Source organism: Catellatospora sichuanensis (genome assembly GCF_007483665.1).
Classification (GTDB): Bacteria; Actinomycetota; Actinomycetes; order Mycobacteriales; family Micromonosporaceae; genus Catellatospora; species Catellatospora sichuanensis.
On record NZ_ML660185.1, the window covers coordinates 162,178 to 185,636 of the forward strand.

Genomic DNA, 23,459 nt, shown 5'->3' on the forward strand with positions numbered 1-23,459 from the left:
TGGACCCGACGTGGCGCGGCACGGACGACCGTGCCGCGCCACGTCCGTCATTCCGGGCTTGCCACCGCTCGAACGCGATCCGGCGCAGCGGAGTGTCGGCGCAGGCAGCGCGAGAGGGCCCGCCGTCGGACGGCTCATGATCTAGGCTGCGGTCATGATCGCGAGTGCTGACGTCAGGCAGGACCTGGCTCCGACCGGTGTGCTGCGGGCGTCCATCAACCTCGGCAACCCGGTGCTGGCGCAGGGCACGCCGGACGCGCCGAGCGGGGTGACGGTGGACATCGCACGGGAGGTCGGCGTACGCCTGGGCGTCGCCGTCGAGTTCGTCTGCTTCGACGCCGCCCGCAAGTCCCTGGAGGCGATGACGACCGGCCGGGCCGACCTCTGCTTCCTGGCGGTCGAACCGGCCCGCGAGTCCGAGGTCGCGTTCACCGCCCCGTACGTCGTCATCGAGGCCGTGTACGCCGTCCCGGTGAACTCGTCCATCACCACACCTGACGACGTCGACCAGCCCGGTGTGCGCGTCGGTGTGAAGCGGGGATCCGCGTACGACCTGTTCCTGTCGCGCACCCTTCGGCACGCCGAGATCGTGCGCGGCGACGAGGGCGTCGAGGCGTTCCGTGTCCACGGCCTGGAGGTGGCGGCGGGCATCCGGCAGCCGATGAAGGAGTACGCCGCCGCGGATCCCGGCGTCCGGCTGATCGACGCGGCCTTCATGCAGATCCAGCAGGCCGTGGGCACGCGCCGGGACCGGCAGCCGCATACCGTCCGGTTCCTGCGCGACATCGTCGAGGAGCTGAAGGCCGACGGATTCGTGGCCGAGGCGCTGCGGCGCTCGGGCCGGCTCGACGCGGCGGTCGCCCCGGCGGCCTGACCAGGCCGTAGACGGTGGTGACGGCGCGCGCTGCGCCGTCACCACCGGGTTCGCTACTGCTTCAGGAACTGCTGGGCGGGACTGCCGTTGCAGTCCCACAGCCGCAGGCGGGAGCCGTTGGCGGTGGAGCCGTTGGGCGAGTCGAGGCAGCGGTTGGACTGCGGGTTGCGCAGTGAGCCGTTTGCCTGCGGTATCCACTGCTGGGACCCGCCGGCGTTGCAGTCCCACAGCTGGATGAGGGTGCCGTTGGCGGTGCCGTTGCCGGTGGCGTCCATGCAGCGGCCGAGGGTACGCAGGGTGGTGCCGTCCCAGGCCCACTTCTGGTCCACGGCCACGGACTGGCAGTCCCACAGCTGGACGGCCGCCCCGTTGCCGCCGGTGTCGTCGGCGGCGACGTCGACACACTTGCCGCCGGGGCCGATGATGTTGCTGGCCGCGGTGGACCCGCCGCCGACCCGGAACACCTGCGCCACGCTGCTGTTGCAGTCGTAGAGCTGGAGCCGCGCTCCGTTGGCCGTGGAGCCGCTCGGCGAGTCGAGGCAGCGGCCGGACTGCGGGTTGCGCAGCGAGCCGTTTGCCTGCTGCACCCACTGCTGAGCGCCGCCGCCGTTGCAGTCCCACAGCTGGATGAGGGTGCCGTTGGCGGTGCCGTTGCCGGTGGCGTCCATGCAGCGGCCCAGGGTCCGCAGCGCGCTGCCGTCCCAGGTCCAGCGCTGGTCGCCGGAGGTCGCCTGGCAGTCCCACAGCTGGACGGCCGAGCCGTTGCCGCCGGTGTCGTCGGCGGCGACGTCGACACACTTGCCGCCGGGGCCGATGATGCGCTGGCCGGGCGGCGGGCTGGTGTTGAGCGCCTTCGATGCGGCGATGATGCCCTGGTTGGCGGCGCGCACCCGGGCCGCGTCGAACTTGAGCACCTGCCGGTCGTACGTCCAGAAGCCGTTGACCTCGCCCTCGACGTCGAACGGCTGCGTGTAGACCAGGCCGGACAGGCCACGGGTGTACATGAGGTTGGTGGACGAGTTGATCAGGCCCACGTAGCGGTCGGTGATGGACTGGGTGCTGGTGTGCATCTCGTACGCGCCGAAGCTTCCGTTCGGGCTGTACTCGTGGCCGGGGGTGCGCAGGCCCATGCCGCCGTACTCGCCGAGCACCGCGACGCGGGTGGCCGTCGGGGTCGGGGAGTCCGGGCCGACGTACATGTGCCAGTCCATGATGTCGCCGTTGCCGGGGTCGCCCTTGGACGCGCAGCAGTTGTATCCGCTGTGCGCGTTGACGAGCCGGGTCGGGTCCTGGTTCTTGACGTTCTGGGTGACCCGCGACGTGTCGGCGAGGTTCCACTCGCCCCAGCCCTCGTTGAACGGCACGTACACCACGACGGCGGGGGAGGAGCGGTGCTCGTCGACGAGTTCGCGCAGTTCGGTCTCCCACTGGGCCTGCTGGGCCGCGTTGCCGGGGTCGCCCTTGCTCGGCATGTCCTGCCAGACCAGCAGGCCGAGGCGGTCGGCGTGGTAGAACCAGCGCTGCGGCTCGACCTTGATGTGCTTGCGGACCATGTTGAAGCCGAGGTCCTTGATCTTCTGCAGGTCGCCGGCCAGGGCCGCGTCGGTCGGCGCGGTGTACAGGCCGTCGGGCCAGAAGCCCTGGTCGAGGGTGCCGTTGTGCATGACGAACTGGCCGTTCAGGGTCGGCATCAGCTTGCCGTTGACCACGGCCTTGCCGACTTCGCGCATACCGAAGTAGTGCATGGTCTGGTCGACCGTCGCGCCTGAGCTGTTGCGCAGCGACAGGCGGAGGTTGTAGAGGAACGGGTCGTCGGGCGACCAGCGCCGTGCACTGGGCACCGGCACGGTGAACTCGGTGAAGCCGCCGGTGGCGGTGCCGACCACGGTGGTGCCGTTGAGTGCTTCGGCGTACACGGTGTGCCCGGTGACGGTGCCGCGGGTGAACACCCGGATCCGCAGGGTGTTGTTGCTCAGGTTGGGATAGAGGTCGGCGCTGTAGATCGACGCCGTGGGGGTCGGCTCCATCCAGACCGTCTGCCAGATGCCCGACGTGGGGATGTAGAAGATGCCGCCGGGGTTGCGGACCTGTTTGCCGCGGGCCGGGTTGGAGCCCTCGGCGCCGGAGTCGGTCGGGTCGAACACCCGCACGATCAGCTCGTTGGTGCCCCCGTTGAGCTGCGGCGTGACGTCGAACTCGAACCGGTCGTAGCCGCCGGTGTGGGTGCCGACCTGTACGCCGTTGACCCAGACCGTGGTGCGCCAGTCCACCGCACCGAAGTGCAGCTGCACGCGGCGGCCGGCCCAGCCGGCCGGGACGGTGAAGGTGCGCCGGTAGGTCAGGTAGTAGCGGTTGTCGTTGGCGGGGCGTTTGATGCCCGACAGCGCCGACTCGACCGGGAACGGCACGTTGACGCGCTCGGGCAGATTCTGGCCGAACACGGGCGCGCCGTTGGTGGTGGACTGGCTCAGCTGCCACTCGCCGTTGAGGTTCAGCCAGTCGGGTCGGGTCATCTGCGGACGGGGGTACTCCGGCAGCGGGGTGCCGTTGAGTGCCTGGCTGGTCCACGGGGTGGTCAGCGGTGAGGGCTGGGCAGGGGCGGCCGTGGCCGGAGCCGCGGCGGCGGCGAGGCCGCCGAGGACGGTGAGGATGCCGAGGGCGCCGTGGAGGACGGCGGTCAGCAGGCGCCGTCGATGACGTGCTGGGTGCATGGGGTCTCCCAGGGTCGTTACCGGGCCTGATGAGGCGTCGCCGAAAGCCTCATCGTGGTCAGGGAAGGCGGCGGCGACGTTCCGTAGCGGATCGTCGTCGTCCCAGAGCTCAACGGCTCTATAACGTTATTTGCAGCTAATTGATACTCGTAGAGATACACGACTGTCAAGGTCTGGACACCGTCCGGAAACGAATCGCGGGCGGCTCGCGGCTGCGATCAGGCGCGGCGCGAGGACAGCACGCAGAACTCGTTGCCCTCCGGGTCGGCGAGCACGACCCAGCTCTGCTCGCCCTGTCCGATGTAGACGCGCGTCGCACCGAGCGCGATCAGCTGGTCGACCTCGGCATCCCGGTCATCGGGGCGGAAGTCGAGGTGCAGCCGGTTCTTGCCGGTCTTCACATCGGAGACCGGCACGAAGATGAGGCCGGGGAGCCGGTCGAGGGCGGGTCGGATCTCGTACCACCGCGGGTCGTCGTCGACGACCACCCAGCCGAGCGCCTCCCGCCACCAGCGGCCCAGTGCAGCCGGGTCATGCGCGTCGACGACGGTCTGTTCCCAGCTCAGGCTCACCGGCCCACCCTAGCCGCGCCCGGTCAGCTGATGAACGTCTCGGAGCCGAAGCGGCCCCACGCCACGAAACCGGCCAGGACGAAATAGACCAGGTCTACGACCATGAGGGTGTACTCGCGACGCCGGATGCGGGTGATCGCCGCCCCGGTCATGATCATCATCAGGCCGACGGCGGCCAGCGGCACCAGAACCGGCGCGATGTCGAGCACGGCGGGCAGGATCAGGCCCACCGCGGCCAGGACCTCGAGCGCTCCGATGGTCTTCACGGCGCCGGCGCTGAAGTCCTCGACCCATTTCGCGCTGGGCCCGAATGCGGCGATCCGTTCCTTTGGCATGATCAGCTTGCCGGCCCCGCTGAACAGGTAGGCGGCGGCGAGCAATCCGGCGACGATCCACAGGGCGAGGTTCATGAGGTTCTCCTCAGAGTCGGGCGACTCCGGCCTCACGGCGGGAGTGGCGACGGGTCCCGACCCTTCGGGCCGAGGCGTTCGGACATGGGATGCCGACGGCACGACGCGTGTGACAGCGCGGTCGCGTGACGCGCGTCACGGGCCGGGGCTGTCGCGGTTCGACCGTGGCCGGCGTCTTGTGGTGCAGACCAGTGGGACAGGAGACCGCACATGAACGAGGACGGCGGGCCGGGCCCGGCCACCGAGGTGTTCGTCGCCCACCGCAACCTGCTCTTCACCGTCGCCTACGAGATGCTCGGCTCGGCGGCGGACGCGGAGGACGTCCTCCAGGAGACGTGGCTGCGCTGGGCGGGCGTCGAGTTCGAGCAGGTGCGGGATCCGCGGGCATACCTGGTCAGGATCACCACCCGGCAGGCGCTGAGCAGGCTGCGTGTCCTCGGCCGGCGCAAGGAGTCCTACGTCGGCTCCTGGCTGCCCGAGCCACTGCTGACCACGCCCGACGTGGCCGAGGACGTCGAGCTCGCCGACAGCGTCTCGATGGCGATGCTGCTGGTGCTGGAGACGCTCGGGCCGACCGAGCGGGCGGTGTTCGTGCTGCGCGAGGTATTCGACCTCGGGTACGACGAGATCGCGGAGGCGGTGGGCAAGAGCCCGGCCACGGTCCGCCAGATCGCCCACCGGGCACGGGCACACGTCGCCGCACGCCGACCGCGTGACGTCGTATCCCCGGCCGAGAGCCGGGCTGTGCTCGAGGCCTTCCAGCGGGCGGTTCAGACGGGCGACATGCAGTCCCTGCTCGACATCCTCGCCCCGGACGTCGTCGTGCTGAGCGATGGCGGCGGACTCAAGCAGGCCGTGCTGCGGCCCGTCGTGGGGGCCGACAAGGCGGCTCGCCTGCTGGCCGCCGGCTGGAAGAAGGTCGGCGCTCAGATCTCGTTCGAGCCGGTGCAGGTCAACGGCTGTCCGGGCCTGCTCATGCGGCTCGACGGGGAGCTCGACACGGTCGTGGCCGCGCGGGTGGAGGGCGGTGCCGTCCGCGGGCTCTACTTCGTGCGCAATCCCGAGAAACTGACGCGTGTGCAACGGGAGACGATCCTGAGCCGCTGAGTGCCAAAGGGCTCGCCGACCTCCGGCCGGGCCGCCGGTTCGAGTGCGAGTGCGGACCGGCCCGCGGGTCTGCTCGCGGTCGGCGTGGTTTTCAGCGTCTGCCCAGCGCGGCTGGCTACCGTGGGCGCATGGACGAGAACCGTGCTCGGCGAGTGGTGGACCGCCTGCGTGACCGCGGAGTCCCCGCGCACCTGTCCCTCGGGGGAGGGCACCGCAAGGTCGGTGTCCGGATCGCCCTACCCGACGGCCGCGAGGCGCTCTGGGACACCGACGGCACCGCGGGCCTGGAAGCGCAGGTGCTGCGTGACGGCATGCTGGTGGGGTTCGTGCCGCACATCCCCGGCTCCGAGGACTTCACCGAGGAACAGGTCATCGACGCCATCGCGCGCACCGACTACGACCAGCCGATCGCCCGCCAGCGCGCCGTGGCCCCGCCGCCCGCAGCCCCGCTGCCCATGGAGGGCGGCTTCTTCCGCCGCCTCCGCGACGGCTTCCGCTGACCCCCACCTCCGGCAACTCTTAAAGACTTGGGCCAAACCGGGTGTGCGGTAAGCCCAAGTCTCTAAGAGTTGCGGCTCCGGGAGGCGGGCGCCGCCGCCCGGACTACTCGGTGTGCAGGGCTTCAGCGGTGCTGATTCGGGCCGCTTGGCGGGCGGGGAGCAGCGCGCTGAGCACGGCGATGAGCACGCCGCTGAGCAGCAGGACCGCGAGCTGCGGCGCGGTGTACACGTCGACGATGCCCTGCGGCAGCCGGGTCCCGGCGGCCTCGCCGATGAGCTGGATGATCTGCCGCTGTGCCGCGACGCCGCCGGGCAGCCCGAGCACGCCGCCGAGGATGCCCAGGGCCGCCATCGAGGTGACCACCATGACGGCCGCCTGGGCCGGCGTCATGCCGACGGACTTGACGATGGCGAGGTCGCGGCGGCGTTCGCGGGTGTTGAGCACGGCGGTGTGGGCGACGCCGAGTCCGGCCACGACGAGCAGGGCGGCGGTGAGCGCGCCGACGACGCTGAGCAGCACCGCCATGTCGATCTCGTCGTCGTCGGGGGTGGTGGCGATGAGGCCGGCGTCGCCGCCGCCGGCGACCTGTTCGATGAACCGGTCGGCGGTCGTTCCGGGTGACAGGCCTACGAAGTAGACCGGCATCCGGGGCTCCATGAAGGACACCGAGGCCCAGTCGAGGTAGACCTCGCTGTGCACGCCGAAGATCTCACCGACGATGCGGACGACGACGGTGCGTCCTTCGACGGTCAGCGTCAGGCTGTCGCCGATGGACTTGCCGGTCAGCCGCAGGACCTCGGCCCCGACGGCGGCCTCCCCGGCGCCGCTGATCCAGCGGCCTTCGAGGATTTCGTAGCCGAGCTGGGCCGAGTCGCCGCGGTAGGCGTTCAGGTCGACGTTCTCGGTGATCCCGGCGACGGCCGCGTCGCCGTAGAACAAGGTGGTGACGTACCGCGCGCCGGGTATGCCCCGCACGAACGCTTCCACCTCGGGGTCGGTCATCCGGGTGCCCTCCGGCTGGCGGCGGGCCTCGCCCTCCACCTCCGTGGGTCCGCCCGGCGGCGGGTTCATGACCTGCACCTGGACGTGGTCGGCGCGGACGAGCGCGTCGTTCCAGCGGCCCGCCGACTCGGTCAGGCCGATGGAGAACACCACGGTGGCGCTGCCGAGCACCACCGCGAGCAGGGTGAGCAGGGTCCGGGCAGGGCGTACGACGGGCAGGGCCAGGCCGAGGCTGACCGCGCGGGGCAGCCGGGAGCGGGACAGCAGCCGCTGCACGGCGCGGCCCCGGCCGGTGGGGGAGGCGACGGCGGACAGTGCGGCCGTCGCGGTAGTCCGGCCCGCGCGCAGGGCCGGGACCAGGGCCGTGACCGCCACGAGCACCGGGACGGCGACGAGCACGGCGACGGTCAGCACAGGGGACGGCGTCGTGTCGAGGCCGAGTACGTAGACGTTGTTCTGGAACTGTTCGAGCAGCCAGGAGGTGCCCAGGTTGCCCAGGACCGCGCCGACCGCGCAGCCGATCAACGCCGGGCCGGTCATCATCAGCAGGTACACGGCGGTGACCTGGCCCGGGGTGAAACCGATCGCCTTGAGCACCCCGATGCTCCGGTATCCGGCGATGACGGCGCCACTGACCACGTTTCCGATGACCAGCACCGCGACGATCAGGGACAGCACGGCGAAGACGGTGAGGAACGAACTGAGCGTCTTGGCGCGCTGCCCCGCCCGTTCCCGGTTGGTCAGGTAGTCGCCGGTGCCGGCGACCGCGTCGGTGGGCACCCCGGCGGTGACGGCGGCCAGCCGCTGCTCAAGGTGCGCGGCCGTCGCCGCCGACTCCGGCGCGAACCGGTAGAGCATCTGGGTGCTGGTCGCGCCGATGCGGCGCACGTCGTCGGGCCGCATCCACGCGTCGGCGCTCTGGGTGACCGAGTAGGCGACGCCGACGACGGTCGCGGTGCCGAGGTTCGGCAGCGTGTAGGTGCGGCCGAGGATCCGCCCCGGGTCGGGTCCCCAACGCAGATGGGTGCCGACGACGATCTCGCCGGTGGCGGTCGCCCACCGCCCGTGGGTCAGCCGGAGCTGGTCCGCGCCGCCGCCGGGCTCGGCCCGTCCGGCGATGCGCATCGGCCCGGCGCCCATCTGCATGCCGTTCTGCAGCTGCGCGCTCGCCATCGGGAAGGGCCCGGAGGCGGCCACGACGCCGTCGGCCTGCGCGGTGGCGCCGACGCGGTCGTCGGTGATCTTCGTGCTGTCGTACAGGACCGTTGCGTGCGCACCGTGGAGCTGTGCGAACGTGCGGTCGAACGGGCCGGTTACGGCCGCGAGCAGGGCGATGCCGATCAGCAGCGCGGCCGTGCACAGGGTGACGATGACGCCGATGAGCACGGTCTGCCCGCGGCGGCGACGGACGGCGGCGCGGGCGATGCTCCAGGTCGCGCCCATCACACCGACTCCAGCTCGGAGACCTTGCCGTCTTCGAAGTTGATGACGCGGCTGGCGCAGCGCTCGGCCAGGCGCTGGTCGTGCGTGACGATCAGCAGCGTCTGGCCGATCTGGTTGAGGTCGAGCAGCAGGTCCATGACCTGCTCGCCGGTGCGGCTGTCGAGCGCGCCGGTCGGTTCGTCGGCCAGCAGCAGGGCCGGCCGGTTCATCAGTGCGCGGGCCACGCCGGCCCGCTGGCGCTCGCCGCCGGACAGCTGGGACGGGTAGGCGTCCTTGCGGGCGGCGATGCCGAGCTCCTCCAGCAGGCCGAGCGCGCGGGCACGGGCCTGCTTGTGCGGGGTGCCGACCAGGCGGGCCGACAGCATCACGTTGTCGAGCACGGGCAGGTCGTCGAGCAGGTGGAAGAACTGGAAGACCATGCCGATGCGGCGGCGGCGGTAGCGGGCCAGTGCGCCCTCGCCCAGCGCGGACAGCTCCTCGCCGTGCACCGTGACGGTGCCGGAGGTGGGGCGGTCGAGCCCGGCGACCAGGTTGAGCAGCGTCGACTTGCCGCTGCCGGAGGGGCCCATCACGGCGACGGACTCGCCCTGGCGCACGGTGAGGTCGACGCCGTCGAGCGCCACCGTCTCGCCGTACCGCTTGTACACCGCGCTGAGCTGCACCAATACTTCTGCTTCTGCCATGACGGCGACAGTATGCAGCGGGCACCCAGCGCCGCGTCAGGCTGGGGATGCAACCGGCGGCCCAGGTCATCCCACGGATGTATGCGCCCGGTTCGCCAGGTTGATGCGGCCCTCGCGGGGGCCTTGCCACAATGGTGCGGTGATCTTCGCCGGTGTGCTGCGCCCGTCCGTCGTCGCGGGCCTGCTGCCGGCTGCCGCGGCGACAGCTGCGTGGGTGTGCCGCGACCTGCGGGTGACGCTGCCCGGCTGGGTGGCGGCGCCGCTGCTGGTGCTGGTCCTCGCCGCGCTGGGGTACGCGTGGAGCACCCGCCGGCGCTACGAGCGCTCGCTGCGCGACCGGGTCCGCCTGCTGGACGAGGCCGGGGAGGCAGCCGTCGCGGCCGCGCTGGCCGCCGAGCGCGACCGCATCGCGCGGGAGCTGCACGACATCGTCAGCCACAACGTCAGCCTCATGATCATCCAGGCGGGCGCGGCGCGGCAGGTCGTCACCGGTGCGCCGCAGGACGCCACGGAGGCGCTGCTGGCGGTCGAGTCCAGCGGCCGGGAGGCGATGAGCGAGCTGCGCGCCCTGCTCGGAGTGCTGTCGGCGGGCGACGACGGCGAGGACGACCTGACCCCGCAGCCCGGCATGGGGCGGCTGGAAGAGCTGGTGGACCGGGTCGCGTTCGCGGGGCTGCCGGTGGACCTGACCGTGGAGGGGCAGCCGCGGCCGCTGCCGCCGGGCATCGACCTGACCGCGTACCGGGTGATCCAGGAGGCGCTGACCAACGCGCTCAAGCACGCGTCCGGTGCCCGCGCCGAGGTGCACGTCCGCTACACCGACCGGCACCTGCGGTTGGAGGTCCTCAACACCGGGCCCAGCGTGCTCACCGGGCAGGCGGTCCCGCCGTCGGCGCCTGCCGAAACCGGTCGGGGTCTGCTCGGGCTGCGTGAACGCGTCGCCGCGTTCGGCGGCCACCTGGACGCGCGGCGGCGGCTGGGCGGCGGCTTCCGGGTGCGCGCGAGGATCCCGCTGTGACCCGGGTGCTGATCGCTGACGACCAGGCGCTGGTCCGTACCGGCTTCACGATGATCCTGAAGGCGGCCGGGATCGACGTGGTGGGCCAGGCCGCCGACGGGCTGGAGGCGGTGCAGCTGGCCCGGTCGCTGCGCCCCGACGTCGTGTTGATGGACATCCGGATGCCGCAGCTCGACGGGCTGGAGGCGACCCGGCGGGTGCTCGCCGACGTGCCGGAGACCCGCGTCATCATCCTGACCACCTTCGACCTGGACAGGTATGTGTACGCGGCGCTGGCCGCAGGGGCCAGCGGCTTCCTGCTCAAGGACGTGTCGCCCGAACATCTGGCCGCCGCGGTGACGCTGGTCGGCACCGGTGACGCCCTGCTGTCGCCGTCGATCACCCGGCGGCTGGTGCAGCGATACGCCCGCCCCGAAGGCGAGACGCCCGTCCCGGCCGACCTGAGCGCGCTGACCCCGCGCGAGCTGGAGGTGTTCCGGCACGTCGGCCGGGGTCTGTCCAATGGGGAGATCGCCGACGGGCTGACCCTGAGCGAGGCGACGGTGAAGACGCACGTCGCCCGGATCTTCGCCAAACTCGAACTGCGCGACCGCGCCCAGGCGGTTGTCGTCGCCTATGAGACCGGCCTGATCCGCCCCGGCGACTGAGGACGCCCGGCTGTCGGGGGCGGTTCCTATGATCGCCGCCATGGCGAACGCATACACGGTCCTGTGGACCCACGACACCTGCCGCGAGTTGCGTAAGGCGGGCCGGACCGGGCAGCGCCCGCCGGTCGCGTTCAGCGGGGTCCATACTTCGCTTCCCCGGTGGAGCAGGCCCGACGTCGGCGACGACGTCTACGCGCTGCACGTGAACCGGCGGGTACTGCACGTGGTGAGCCGGTTGCGGGTACGCGACAAGCAGCGCGGCGAATGCTGCGGCGCGAAGCCACTGACCTGGCGTGATCCGGCGTTCCCCGGCCACGCCGAGTGGGCGGCGCTCGGCGCGGACGGCTGCGGCGCGTCGGCGGTGCACGTCGACGCCACGCCGGTGCGGTTCGACTTGGCCGTCCCCGGCGACCTGCTGGCGGAGCTGGCGTGGCGCAACGCCCGCGGGGTGACCCGCGGGCTCAAAGGCGTCGCCGACGGGATGCTCGAAAAGTCCAACAGCCTGCAGGGTGGCGTCTACTGGCTCACCAGCGAGTCGGCTGCCGCGCTCGCGGCGCTCGTCGCGGGTGCCGCGAGCCCGTCAGACCGCGCCGAACCGGCGGTCGCGGGCGGGCTCCGGACCTAGCCACGAGTGTGAGGGAGCTTCACGGATCGCGGCGTACAGTGGGCGGGGATCGTCGTTGTCGGCTCCCTCCACCGATGGACCGGCGTACGCCCCTCGTACCCTGGTGAGGAACGCATGCCCTCCTTCCCCCGCCCTGATCTCGGCCCGCTGACGCGCAGGTCCGCCCTCGCCGCCCTGGGTTTGACGGGTGCCGCGATCGGCCTGGCCGCCTGCACCGGCAGCAAGTCTCCGTCCGGGACCGGTTCGCCCGGCCAGAGCCCTGACGCGCCGCCGCCCAAGGCCAACGTCACGATCACCGAACCCGCCGCGGCGGCGACGGATGTCCCCGCCTCCGCCGAGATCGTGTTCGCCGCGACGGACGCGGTCTCCACGCAGGTCGTGCTCAAGGACGCGGCCGGCGCCGATGTGCCCGGCGAGATGCATCCCGACGGCAAGGGCTGGCTGCCCGCCAAGTCCCTGGCGTACGGAACGGCCTACACCGTCACGGTCACCGCGACCGGTGACGACGGCAGGCCCGCGACCGCGACGTCGACCTTCACGACCATGGCCCAGCCCGGCAAGGTGGTCAGTGTCGTCAGCTTCCTTCCCGACGACGCTGTGGTGGGGGTCGGCATGCCGCTGATCTTCCGGCTGAGCCGCAAGATCCCCGAGGCGCAGCGGGCGGCGTTGCAACGGCGGCTGCTGGTGCAGACGACCCCGGCGCAGGAAGGCATCTGGACCTGGTACACCCCGGATGAGCTGCACTGGCGACCACGGGAGTTCTGGCAGGCCGGCACCAAGGTCTTCGTCGACGTGCGTGCGGGCGGGCTGCCCCTGGGCGACGGTTATTTCGGGAAGCGCAACTCGACGCTGACCTGCTCCGTCGGCCGGTCGCTGGTCATGACGATCGACGACAAGGCAAAGCCGAAGGTGATGAAGGTCGTGAAGGACGGCGTCACCGTGCGCACCATCCGGGTCAGCCTGGGCCGGGCGAGCATGCCGTCCTCGAGTGGCACCACCGTGATCATCGAGCGCCTGGCCAAGACGGTGTTCGACACGACGAACGACCCGAACCCGTCGAACCGCTACCGGACGAACATCGTCTACGCCCAGCGCCTGACCTGGGGCGGGGAGTTCATCCACGCGGCGCCCTGGTCGGTGAAGGACCAGGGAGTCCGCAACGTCTCGCATGGCTGTGTGAACATGTCCACGGCGGACGCCAAGTGGCTGTACGAGCAGACGATGATCGGCGACCCGGTGATCACCAAGGGCACGCCGCGCAGGCTGCAGTACGGCAACGGCTGGACCGACTTCGACAAGCCCTGGGACGAGTACGTCAAGGGCAGCGCGATCCCGTACACGCCGCAGACGGACACGACGCCTGAGCCGTCGGCGTCGCCGGTCACCTGAGCGGTCCTGGTCCTCCTCCTCCTCCCGCAGATCCGCCTGGCGGTCTGCCGGTGTGACCGTGCCCATGCCGGGATGTCCACATCGGACATCCCGGTTGGAGCGGGCGGGGGTGCCGCTCTCACCGCATGAAGTGCCACCCCCGCCCGCCGTCGAGCTGCCGACGCCGGCCGGGCGCACGGCATGTCCGCGGACTCGATCCGGTCGAACTCCGGACTCGGTTGCAGCGATAGTGTTAACGCACACATCGGTTCGCGTCAAGGGATGCCCGATGACCGGCTGTGCGCCTCGCGTGCCGCCTGCGTGAAGACTTGCGCAAATTCTCGGGTCGTTCAGCACAAGCCGCCGTTACGCATCTGTTGCGATCGCGTGTCTTGACGCACCTTCATGTGAGCGCTAACACTGTGTGCCAGCAACCGAGCGGAGGAAGACACATGAGCGACCGGTACGTCGTGGGCGTCGACTACGGCACGCTGTCCGGCCGGGCCCTGGTGGTCCGTGTCAGCGACGGCGCCGAGGTCGGCACGGCGGTGCACGAGTACCGCCACGGCGTCATGGACGGCGTGCTCGCCGCGTCCGGCGCTCCGCTGCCGCCGGACTGGGCGCTGCAGGACCCCGACGACTATCGCGACGTGCTGCGCAACGCGGTCCCGGCGGCGCTGGCCGCGGCGGGCGTCGACCCGGCCGACGTGATCGGCATCGGCACGGACTTCACCGCGTGCACGGTGCTGCCGGCGCTGGCCGACGGCACGCCGCTGTGTGAGCTGCCGGAGCTGCGCCACCGCCCGCACGCGTGGGTGAAACTGTGGAAGCACCACGCCGCGCAGCCGCACGCCGACCGCATCAACGCCCTGGCCCACGAGCGCGGCGAGCCGTGGATCGGCCGCTACGGCGGCAAGATCTCCGCGGAATGGCAGTACGCCAAGGGACTGCAGCTGCTCGAGGAGGACCCGGAGGTCTACGACCGGGCCGAGCGCTGGATCGAGGCCGCGGACTGGATCATCTGGCAGCTCTGCGGGGTCGAGACCCGCAACGTCTGCACCGCCGGTTACAAGGGCATCTTCCAGGACGGCAGCTACCCGTCCAAGGACTACCTGGCGGCGCTGAATCCCGGTTTCGCCGGCTTCGTCGCCAAGCTCGACGGCCCGCTGCTGCCGCTGGGCGGCCGGGCGGGTTCGCTGACCGCCGAGGCCGCTGCGTGGACGGGGCTGCCGGCGGGCATCGCGGTCGCGGTCGGCAACGTCGACGCGCACGTCACCGCCGCTGCCGCGCAGGCCCTCGACCCGGGCCGACTGGTCGCCATCATGGGCACCTCGACCTGCCACGTCGTCAACGGCACGGTTCCCGCCGAGGTGGCGGGCATGTGCGGCGTCGTCGACGGCGGCATCAGCCCGGGCGCCTGGGGATACGAGGCCGGGCAGAGCGGCGTGGGCGACATCTTCGGCTGGTATGTCGAGCATTCCGCCCCGGCGGGCTTCGACTCGCATGAGCGGCTGTCGGAGCTGGCCGCGGCGCAGCCGGTCGGCGGCCACGGACTGATCGCGCTGGACTGGTGGAACGGCAACCGCTCGCTGCTGGTCAACCACGACCTGTCCGGCCTGATCGTCGGGCTGACCCTGGCCACCCGGCCGCAGGACGTCTACCGGGCGCTGCTGGAGTCGACCGCGTACGGCACCCGAATGATCATGGAGGCGTTCGCGGCGGCGGGCGTGCCGGTCACCGAGCTGGTGGTGGCGGGCGGCCTGACCTCGAACCGGCTGCTGATGCAGATCTACGCCGACGTGACCGACCGGCCGCTGAGCATCATCGGCTCGGCGCAGGGCCCGGCCCTGGGCTCGGCGATCCACGCCGCGGTCGCCGCCGGGGCCTACACCGACGTGCACGAGGCGTCCGAGGCGATGGGCCGCGTCGAGCGGGGCGTCTACCAGCCCGACCCGGCACGTGCCCGCGCCTACGACGCGCTCTACGCGGAGTACCGGACTCTGCACGACCACTTCGGACGCGGTGCGAACGACGTCATGTCGCGCCTGCGCGCCATCCGCAACGCCGCTCACCTGCGCTCGGCCGACGAGCCCACGGTGGCGCTGGGGGCTGCGGCATGAGCGAGCTCCGCGAGCGAATCATGGGGCAGGCGAGTCATGCCGGCGACGAGCGCAGCGAGGAGTGGGCATGAGCGAGATCATTGCGGCACTGCGGCAGACCGTCTCGTCGCTGCACGGGGAGCTGACGCGATACGGCCTGGTGGCCTGGACCTCCGGCAACGTGTCGGCTCGGGTGCCGGGGCAGGAGCTGCTGGTCATCAAGCCGAGCGGGGTGTCCTACGACGACCTCAGCCCGGCGAACATGATCGTCTGTGATCTGGACGGCGTGGTCGTCGAGGGCGACCTGTCGCCGTCGAGCGACACCGCCGCGCACGCCTACGTCTACCGGGCCATGCCCGAGGTGGGCGGGGTGGTGCACACGCACAGCACGTACGCCACCGCATGGGCGGCGCGGGGTGAGGCGATCCCGTGCTTCCTCACGGCGCAGGCCGACGAGTTCGGCGGGGAGATCCCGATCGGGCCCTTCGCGCTGATCGGCGGCGACGACATCGGCAAGGGCATCGTGGCCACGCTGTCCGGGCACCGCTCGCCGGCGGTGCTGATGCGCAACCACGGGGTCTTCACCATCGGCAAGGACGCCCGCGCCGCGGTCAAGGCCGCGGTGATGTGCGAGGACGTCGCCCGCACCGCGCACCTGGCCAGGGCGCTCGGGCAGCCGCTGCCGATGGCGCAGGCCGACGTGGACTCCCTCTACGACCGCTACCAGAACGTGTACGGGCAGGCCGCCACCGGCCCCAAGGATCGCTAGACCTCCGCACGTGGGCCGACTCGGTCCCGGGCGGAGCCGCACCACAACGACCCTCTCACCGCAGTTTCACCGCTCCACCAGCACCACAGCGCAGGCCGCGCGCCGACGTCCCACACGGCGCGCGGGGGTAGGCCCATCCTCATTCCAAGGAGATCGCATGCTCACCATGGGCAAGGCCATCACGCGACGCCGCGCCGTCGCGGTGTTGACCGCAACTCTGCTCGCGACCGGTTTGGCCGCGTGTGGCAACAGCGACACCGGCGAGACGCCGGCCGACGACGGCAAGCTGACGCTCGGCTTCTCGCAGGTCGGCGCCGAGAGCGGCTGGCGCACCGCGAACACCAACTCGATCAAGGAGTCCGCCGCGGCGGCCGGCATCGAGCTGAAGTTCGACGACGCGCAGGGCAAGCAGGAGAACCAGATCACGGCCATCCGCAACTACATCCAGCAGAAGGTCGACGTCATCGCCTTCTCGCCGGTGGTGGAGTCGGGTTGGGACACCGTGCTCAAGGAGGCCAAGGACGCCGGCATCCCGGTGATCCTGACCGACCGTGCGGTGGACTCGGCGGACAAGTCGCTGTACAAGACGTTCATCGGCTCGGACTTCGTCAAGGAGGGCAAGCTCTCCGGTGAGTGGCTGGTCAACGAGACCAAGTCGGCCACCGGCACGGTGAACATCGTGGAGCTGCAGGGCACCACCGGTTCCGCGCCGGCCAACGACCGGAAGAAGGGTTTCGGCGAGGCCATCGCCGCGAACCCGAACCTGAAGATCATCGCGTCGCAGACCGGTGAGTTCACCCGCGCCGGCGGCAAGGCCGTCATGGAGCAGTTCCTGAAGGCCAACCCGAAGATCGACGTGCTGTTCGCGCACAACGACGACATGGGTCTGGGCGCGCTTGAGGCGATCACCGCCGCGGGCAAGGTGCCGGGCAAGGACATCAAGATCATCACGATCGACGCGGTCAAGGACGGCATGCAGGCCCTGGCCGACGGCAAGTTCAACTTCATCGCGGAGTGCAGCCCGCTGCTCGGGCCCCAGCTGATGGACCTGGCCAAGAAGGTAAAGGCCGGGGAGACGATCCCCCAGCGCATCCTGACCGAGGAGACCACCTTCACGCCGGAGCAGGCCAAGGCGGCTCTGCCGAACCGCAAGTACTGATTCCATCCCGGGGCCGCCGCACGCGCCGTGCGGCGGCCCCGTCTCGAGTCCTCACCGCAGACGGAGCCGGACCGGCGGGCACATCCCGCATCCGGCCGACGTCCCCGCCGCCCCGCCGACCCTGGTCCGCTGCCGGCCGCGGCGGCCCATGCCCAATAACTCAGCGAAAGGTCGGATGGGATGTCGGGTAGGCAACCGGTCCTGACGATGACCGCAATCAGCAAGTCCTTCCCGGGGGTACGCGCGCTCGACGGCGTCGACTTCCGGCTGTTCCCCGGCGAGGTGCACGCCCTGATGGGCGAGAACGGCGCCGGCAAGTCCACCCTTATCAAGGTGCTGACCGGCGTGTACGGCAACGACGCGGGCGTCATCAGCCTGGCCGGGCAGCAGGTGTCGTTCAGCGGCCCCATGCAGGCCGCCGCCGCCGGGGTCAGCACCGTCTATCAGGAGGTCAACCTCTGCGCCAACCTGTCGGTCGCGGAGAACATCTTCATCGGGCGCGAGCCGCGCACCCTCGGTGCGATCCGCTGGGGCGAGATGCGCCGCCGGGCCCGTGACCTGCTGGCCCGCCTCGACCTGCACATCGACGTGACGCAGCTGCTGGGCACGTACTCCCTGGCCGTGCAGCAGATGGTCGCCATCGCCCGCGCCATCGACATCCAGGCCCGGGTCCTCATCCTCGACGAGCCCACCTCCAGCCTCGACGCCACCGAGGTGGAGCAGCTGTTCCGCATCATGCGCCACCTGCGCGACGAGGGCATCGCGATCATCTTCGTGACCCACTTCCTGGATCAGGTCTACGGCATCGCCGACCGGATCACCGTGCTGCGCAACGGCCGTCTGGTGGGGGAGTACCCTACCGCGGAGCTGCCCCAGCTCGCCCTGGTCGAGAAGATGATCGGCAAAGAGCTCGACGTGCTGGAGAGCCTCGACGAGCACGCCAAGCGGGATGCTCGCGAGATCGAGGCCGGCACGCCGTTCCTGCAGGCCGAGGAGCTGGGCCGCAAGGGCTCGGTGACGCCGTTCAGCCTCACCATCCACGCCGGCGAGGTCGTCGGCCTCGCCGGGCTGCTCGGCTCCGGTCGCACCGAGGTGGCCCGCCTGCTGTTCGGCGCGGACCGCGCCGACCACGGCAAGGTCGCCGTCGACGGCAAGTCCGCACCGCTGCGCAACCCGATCGCCGCCATCGGCCACGACATCGCGTTCTGCTCCGAGAACCGGCGCACCGAAGGCCTGGTCGGCGAGCTGAGCGTGCGCGAGAACATCATCCTCGCCATGCAGGCCGCCCGCGGCTGGCTGCGCCCGATCCCGCGCCGCCGCCAGGACGAGCTGGTCGACAAGTACGTCAAGGCGCTGAGCATCCGCCCCGCCGACCCCGAGATCCCGGTGCGCAACCTGTCCGGCGGCAACCAGCAGAAGGTCCTGCTGGCCCGGTGGCTGATCACGGAACCGCGGTTGCTGATCCTCGACGAGCCCACCCGCGGCATCGACGTCGGCGCCAAGGCCGAGATCCAGAAGTTGGTGGTGCAGCTGTCCGACGGCGGCATGGCGGTGCTGTTCATCTCCGCCGAGCTGGAGGAGGTGCTGCGGCTCAGCCACAAGATCGCGGTCATGCGGGACCGGCAGCTGGTCACCGAGCTGGTCAACGACCACACGGTGGACGCCGACCGCGTCATGCAGACCATCGCCAGCGGCACGCACCACGAAGGGCCCGAAGTAGCATGAGCACCTCGAAGGTACGGTGGGCCGCCGTCACCGGCCACTCGCTGTTCTGGCCCGTGGTCGCGCTGCTGGCGCTGCTGACAGCCAACACCATCTACCGGCCGGGCTTCCTGTCGGTCGAGATGAAGGACGGCCACCTCTACGGCAGCCTCATCGACATCCTGCGGCTGGCCGCCCCGCTGATCCTGGTCGGGCTGGGCATGACGCTGGTCATCGCCACCGGCGGCATCGACCTGTCGGTCGGCTCGATGTGCGCGATCAGCGGTGCGATCGCCTGCCTGCACATCAGCCAGCAGCCCGACCAGAACGCCCTCGGCGGCGTGCTGGTGGCGCTGGCCCTGGGCGTCGGGCTCTCGCTCGTGCTCGGCGCGTGGAACGGTGCGCTCGTCTCCATCATCGGGATCCAGCCGATCATCGCCACGCTGATCCTGATGGTGGCCGGCCGGGGCCTCGCCCAGCTGATCACCGAGGGCCAGATCATCACCATCAACTCCGAGCCTTACAAGGCCGTCGGCGTCGGATACCTGCTCACCCTGCCCATCTCGATCTTCATCGCGGTCGGGGTGGCGCTGGTGGTGGCCGCGGTCACCCGGCGCACCGCGCTCGGCATGATCATCGAGTCGGTGGGCGGCAACGCCGAGGCCAGCCGGCTGGCCGGCATCCGCTCCGCCCGGATCACCTTCCTGGTGTACGTCATCAGCGCGGTGTGCGCCGGTATCGCCGGCTTCATGGTCACGGCGAACGTGTCCAGCGCCGACGGCAACGCGGCCGGACTGTGGATCGAGCTCGACGCGATCCTCGCGGTCGTGATCGGAGGCACGTCGCTGGCCGGCGGGCGGTTCTCGCTCGGCGGCACGATCCTCGGCGCGCTGCTCATCCAGACCCTCACCACCACCGTGTACGCCATGAACATCTCGCCGCAGACCGCGCTGCTGTTCAAGGCGGTCGTGGTGATCGCGGTCTGCCTCATCCAGGCCCCCGCGTTCCGGGCCAAGTTCGCCCGCCGCGGACCCGCCGCCCCCGCCGCCCCGCTCGCGGCCGACCAGCCGAAGGAGCAGGTGCCGGCATGACCACGACCTCACTCACCCCCACCCGCGACTGGTGGCGCATCCCGCAGCGGTACGTGCCGGTGCTGGCCACGCTAACCCTGCTGCTGGTCATGTACGCCGTCGGCGTCTCGCAGTACCGTGCCTTCTCCAACGTCCAGGTCATCTTCAACGTCTTCATCGACAACGGCTTCCTGCTCGTCGTCGCGGTCGGCATGACCTTCGTGATCCTCACCGGCGGCATCGACCTGTCCGTCGGCTCGGTCGTCGCGATGACCGCCATGATGTCGGCGTCACTGCTGCAGGGCGGCATGGATCCCGCGGCGGTGCTGGTGATCGCGCTGCTCGTCGGGCCGACGCTGGGCTTCCTGATGGGCTGCGTCATCCACTTCTTCGAGATCCAGCCGTTCATCGTGACCCTGGCCGGGATGTTCTTCGCCCGCGGCATGTGCACGTTCATCAGCAAGTCGTCGATCCCGATCACCGACCCGTTCTGGACCTCCATGGCCCAGGAGCGGATCGGTGACCCGCGCGGCAACTTCGTGTCGATCAGCGTGCTGATCGCCTTCGTGGTCGTCGTCGTCGGCGCGTTCGTGCTCGCGTACACCCGGCTGGGCCGCAACGTCTACGCCCTCGGCGGCAACCAGCAGTCGGCGCTGCTCATGGGTCTGCCCGTCGGCCAGACGAAGATCGCGGTGTACGCCATCAGCGGCCTGTGCTCGGCCATCGGCGGCATCCTGCTCTCGTTCTACACGCTGTCCGGTGCCCCGCTGATCGCGGTCGGCATGGAACTCGACGTCATCGCTGCCGTCGTCATCGGCGGCACGGTGCTCACCGGCGGCTCCGGCTACGTCTTCGGCACCGTGCTGGGCGTGCTCGTCCTCGGCGTGATCCGGACCCTCATCACCTTCGACGGCAGCCTCAACTCGTGGTGGACCAAGATCGTGATCGGTGGGTTGCTGTTCGCGTTCATCCTGCTCCAACGCCTTATCGGCATCCGCAAGAAGTAACCCCACCCGTTTCGCGGAAGGCACGAACATGACAACGCATCCCCAGCCCGAGGTCTGGTTCCTCACCGGCAGCCAGGGCATGTACGGCGAAGAGACCCTGCGTCAGGTCGCCGGCCAGTCCCGGGAGATCGCCCGCATCCTCGACGAGTCGCCGGGCATCCCGGCGCGGGTGGTCTGGAAGCCCGTCCTCACCTCGAGCGGCGAGATCCTGCAGGTGTGCCGCGAGGCCGCCGCGCAGGGCGCCGTCGGGGTGATCGCATGGATGCACACCTTCTCCCCGGCGAAGATGTGGATCTCCGGGCTGGATGCGTTGACGACGCCGCTGCTGCACCTGCACACCCAGGCCAACGTGATGCTGCCCTGGGACGAGATCGACATGGACTTCATGAATCTCAACCAGGCTGCGCACGGCGACCGCGAGTTCGGGTACATCCAGACCCGGCTCGGCGTCGCCCGCAAGACCGTCGCCGGCCACGTGTCCGACCCGCGGGTGGTCGCCCGGGTCGGCGCGTGGACCCGGGCGTCGATCGGCTGGGCGGCGATGCGCTCGCTGCGGCTGGCGCGCTTCGGCGACAACATGCGCGACGTCGCGGTGACCGAGGGCGACAAGGTCGAGGCCGAGCTGCGCTTCGGCGTCTCGGTCAACACCTACGGCGTCAACGATCTGGTCGACGCGGTCGAGGCGGTGCCCGCCACGCAGATCGACGAGCTGGTCAAGGTGTACGAGGACAGCTACCGCGTCACCGCCGAGCTGCGGGCCGGCGGCGAGCGCCACGAGTCGCTGCGCTACGCCGCCCGCATCGAGGCCGGCCTGCGCAACTTCCTCGAGGCCGGCGGCTTCCGCGCCTTCACCACCAACTTCGAGGACCTGGGCGGCCTGCGGCAGCTGCCCGGCATCGCGGTGCAGCGGCTGATGGCCGACGGCTACGGTTTCGGCGGCGAGGGCGACTGGAAGACGTCCGTGCTGGTGCGCACGCTGAAGGCGATGTCGGTCGGCACCACCGGCGGCACCTCGTTCATGGAGGACTACACCTACGACCTCACGCCGGGTCAGGAGCTGGTGCTCGGCGCGCACATGCTGGAGGTCTGCCCGACCATCGCCGCGGACACACCCAACGTGGAGATCCACCCGCTGAGCATCGGCGGCCGGGAGGACCCGGTCCGGTTGGTGTTCGACGCCCAGCCCGGCCCTGCCGTGGTGATGGGCCTGGCGGACATGGGCGAGCGGTTCCGGCTGGTGGCCAACGAGATCGACGTCGTCGCCCCGCCGCAGCCGCTGCCGAAGCTGCCGGTCGCCCGCGCGGTCTGGCGTCCCCGGCCGTCCCTGGCCGGCTCGGCCGAGGCGTGGATCACCGCCGGGGCCCCGCACCACACGGTGATGTCCCAGGCCGTGGGTGTCGAGGAGCTGCACGACCTGGCCGAGATGGCGCGCACCGAACTGGTCGTGATCGACGCCGACACCACCACGCGCCGGTTCGCCGACGAGATCCGCTGGAACCAGGCTTACTACCGGCTGGCCCGCGGATTCTGATCCCTGCCACCCCCGATGCGACGGATGCGTGTGCCCGAGGGGGCTGGGGCGCGCGCATCCGTCGGCCTGTCGGCCGTCCGCGACGAAAGATGATCAACATGCGATACGATGTGCCGTCAGGGGAGTCACCATGAGCCAGCAGCCGGCCGCCCGCGCGGCGGTGATGAACGACGTCGCCCGCCTTGCCGGGGTCTCGCACCAGACCGTGTCCCGGGTGCTCAACAACCACCCCAGCGTGCGCGACGAGACCCGCGAGCGGGTACTCGTGGCCGTCAAGCAGCTCAACTACCGGCCCAACGCGCTGGCCCGCGGCCTGGCCGGGCGGCGCTCGCGCGTCATCGGCGTGGTCAGCTTCGACACCATCCTCTACGGTCCCGCCGCCACCCTGCTCGGCGTCGAGCGCGCCGCCCGGCACGCGGGCTACGGCATCAGCATCGTCGCCCTGGAGAAGCTCGACCGCGCGGGTGTCACCGAGGCGGTCAACCGGCTCACGGAGCAGTCCGTGGCGGGCGTCGTCATCATCGCGCCGCTGCTGACCGCCGCCGCGGCGGCACACAGCCTGCCGACCGGCGTCCCGGCCGTGGTGGTGGAGTCCGACATCGCCGGGGACCTGCCGACGATCTCCGTCGACCAGGTCGCGGGGGCCCGCCTCGCGGTCGAGCACCTGCTCGGCCTCGGGCACGAGACCGTGTGGCACCTGACGGGGCCGCGGGACTGGCTGGAGGCCCGCGACCGCGTCGACGGCTGGCGGCAGGCACTGGAGGCGGCTGGCCGCCGGGTGCCGGCGGCGATCGTGGGCGACTGGAGCCCGCGCTCGGGCTACGAGGCGGGCCACCGGATCGGCTCCGAGGTCACCGCCGTGTTCTGCGCCAACGACCAGCAGGCCCTGGGCATGCTGCGGGCGCTGCACGAGCGCGGCATCCGGGTGCCGGAGGACGTCAGCGTCGTCGGCTTCGACGACATTCCCGAGGCGGAATACCTGTCCCCGCCGCTGACCACCGTCCGCCAGGACTTCGACGAGGTCGGCCGTCGCTGTCTGGCCGCACTCCTGGACCTGCTCGACGCCCAGGACATGCCCGACGCCCCACCCCACCCCCGCGTCGCACCGACCCTCATGGTCCGCGCCAGCAGCGGCCCGCCTGCCTGACACACGGCCGAGGCG

Annotated in this window: 20 protein-coding genes; 15 read left to right on the top strand and 5 right to left on the bottom strand. The window is 70.9% G+C overall.

What is annotated here, in order from left to right; translation table 11 throughout:
- The first annotated feature begins 154 nt into the window (after positions 1-154).
- Entirely contained in the window at positions 155-874 is a 720-nt protein-coding gene (locus FLL47_RS04660; protein ID WP_144119163.1) for a transporter substrate-binding domain-containing protein, read from the top strand.
- A 53-nt stretch (positions 875-927) separates the two neighbouring features.
- On the opposite strand, the gene FLL47_RS04665 is transcribed toward FLL47_RS04660, so the two are convergent.
- The 3 genes from FLL47_RS04665 to FLL47_RS04675 form a co-directional block, all read right to left on the bottom strand.
- Positions 928-3,585 carry a ricin-type beta-trefoil lectin domain protein gene (locus tag FLL47_RS04665; protein WP_144119164.1) on the bottom strand — a complete coding sequence of 886 codons (2,658 nt, stop codon included), beginning with the start codon at positions 3,583-3,585 and terminating at the stop codon, positions 928-930.
- Between the two features lie 218 nt (positions 3,586-3,803).
- Positions 3,804-4,157 carry a VOC family protein gene (locus FLL47_RS04670; RefSeq protein ID WP_144119165.1) on the bottom strand — a complete coding sequence of 118 codons (354 nt, stop codon included), beginning with the start codon at positions 4,155-4,157 and terminating at the stop codon, positions 3,804-3,806.
- Positions 4,158-4,180: 23 nt separating this feature from the next.
- The gene (locus FLL47_RS04675; RefSeq protein WP_144119166.1) at positions 4,181-4,567 is read right to left on the bottom strand and encodes a DoxX family protein; all 387 of its coding nucleotides are present in this window, start codon (positions 4,565-4,567) and stop codon (positions 4,181-4,183) included.
- 210 nt (positions 4,568-4,777) lie between these two features.
- On the opposite strand from FLL47_RS04675, the gene FLL47_RS04680 reads away from it, so the two are divergent.
- Entirely contained in the window at positions 4,778-5,674 is an 897-nt protein-coding gene (locus FLL47_RS04680) for an RNA polymerase sigma-70 factor (RefSeq protein WP_144119167.1), read from the top strand.
- A 128-nt stretch (positions 5,675-5,802) separates the two neighbouring features.
- Positions 5,803-6,174, top strand: a complete 372-nt coding sequence (locus tag FLL47_RS04685) for a hypothetical protein (protein ID WP_144119168.1) — start codon at positions 5,803-5,805, stop codon at positions 6,172-6,174.
- Between the two features lie 103 nt (positions 6,175-6,277).
- Here FLL47_RS04685 and FLL47_RS04690 read toward each other — a convergent pair whose 3' ends face one another.
- A complete protein-coding gene (locus FLL47_RS04690; protein ID WP_144119169.1) occupies positions 6,278-8,620 on the bottom strand; it encodes an FtsX family ABC transporter permease in 2,343 nt (780 codons plus the stop codon).
- A complete protein-coding gene (locus FLL47_RS04695) occupies positions 8,620-9,303 on the bottom strand; it encodes an ABC transporter ATP-binding protein (protein ID WP_144119170.1) in 684 nt (227 codons plus the stop codon). Before FLL47_RS04695 ends, FLL47_RS04690 begins: the two co-directional genes overlap by 1 nt.
- A 286-nt stretch (positions 9,304-9,589) precedes the next feature.
- Here FLL47_RS04695 and FLL47_RS04700 point away from each other — a divergent pair, with 286 nt between their 5' ends.
- The 12 genes from FLL47_RS04700 to FLL47_RS04755 all read left to right on the top strand — a co-directional run bounded on the left by FLL47_RS04700 (position 9,590) and on the right by FLL47_RS04755 (position 23,444).
- Entirely contained in the window at positions 9,590-10,321 is a 732-nt protein-coding gene (locus tag FLL47_RS04700; protein WP_425457659.1) for a sensor histidine kinase, read from the top strand.
- Positions 10,318-10,968 carry a response regulator gene (locus FLL47_RS04705; protein WP_144119172.1) on the top strand — a complete coding sequence of 217 codons (651 nt, stop codon included), beginning with the start codon at positions 10,318-10,320 and terminating at the stop codon, positions 10,966-10,968. Before FLL47_RS04700 ends, FLL47_RS04705 begins: the two co-directional genes overlap by 4 nt.
- A gap of 40 nt (positions 10,969-11,008) precedes the next feature.
- The gene (locus FLL47_RS04710; RefSeq protein WP_144119173.1) at positions 11,009-11,593 is read left to right on the top strand and encodes a hypothetical protein; all 585 of its coding nucleotides are present in this window, start codon (positions 11,009-11,011) and stop codon (positions 11,591-11,593) included.
- A gap of 114 nt (positions 11,594-11,707) precedes the next feature.
- Positions 11,708-12,982, top strand: coding sequence for a L,D-transpeptidase (locus FLL47_RS04715; protein WP_144119174.1), 1,275 nt, complete (start codon positions 11,708-11,710; stop codon positions 12,980-12,982).
- Positions 12,983-13,413: 431 nt separating this feature from the next.
- Positions 13,414-15,081 carry a ribulokinase gene (gene araB, locus FLL47_RS04720; protein ID WP_144119175.1) on the top strand — a complete coding sequence of 556 codons (1,668 nt, stop codon included), beginning with the start codon at positions 13,414-13,416 and terminating at the stop codon, positions 15,079-15,081.
- Between the two features lie 67 nt (positions 15,082-15,148).
- A complete protein-coding gene (locus tag FLL47_RS04725) occupies positions 15,149-15,829 on the top strand; it encodes an L-ribulose-5-phosphate 4-epimerase (RefSeq protein WP_144119176.1) in 681 nt (226 codons plus the stop codon).
- A gap of 157 nt (positions 15,830-15,986) precedes the next feature.
- Complete coding sequence (locus FLL47_RS04730; protein ID WP_186315561.1) at positions 15,987-16,988, top strand: ABC transporter substrate-binding protein; 1,002 nt, start codon at positions 15,987-15,989, stop codon at positions 16,986-16,988.
- Positions 16,989-17,168: 180 nt separating this feature from the next.
- Entirely contained in the window at positions 17,169-18,713 is a 1,545-nt protein-coding gene (locus tag FLL47_RS04735) for a sugar ABC transporter ATP-binding protein (protein WP_144119177.1), read from the top strand.
- Complete coding sequence (locus tag FLL47_RS04740) at positions 18,710-19,780, top strand: ABC transporter permease (protein ID WP_144119178.1); 1,071 nt, start codon at positions 18,710-18,712, stop codon at positions 19,778-19,780. Before FLL47_RS04735 ends, FLL47_RS04740 begins: the two co-directional genes overlap by 4 nt.
- Positions 19,777-20,766, top strand: coding sequence for a galactofuranose ABC transporter, permease protein YjfF (gene yjfF, locus FLL47_RS04745; protein ID WP_144119179.1), 990 nt, complete (start codon positions 19,777-19,779; stop codon positions 20,764-20,766). The genes FLL47_RS04740 and yjfF overlap by 4 nt, the downstream gene beginning before the upstream one ends.
- 28 nt (positions 20,767-20,794) lie before the next feature.
- On the top strand, positions 20,795-22,297 hold the full coding sequence (araA, locus tag FLL47_RS04750) for an L-arabinose isomerase (protein WP_144119180.1): 1,503 nt from the start codon (positions 20,795-20,797) through the stop codon (positions 22,295-22,297).
- A gap of 130 nt (positions 22,298-22,427) precedes the next feature.
- Entirely contained in the window at positions 22,428-23,444 is a 1,017-nt protein-coding gene (locus FLL47_RS04755; protein ID WP_144119181.1) for a LacI family DNA-binding transcriptional regulator, read from the top strand.
- Positions 23,445-23,459 lie beyond the last annotated feature (15 nt).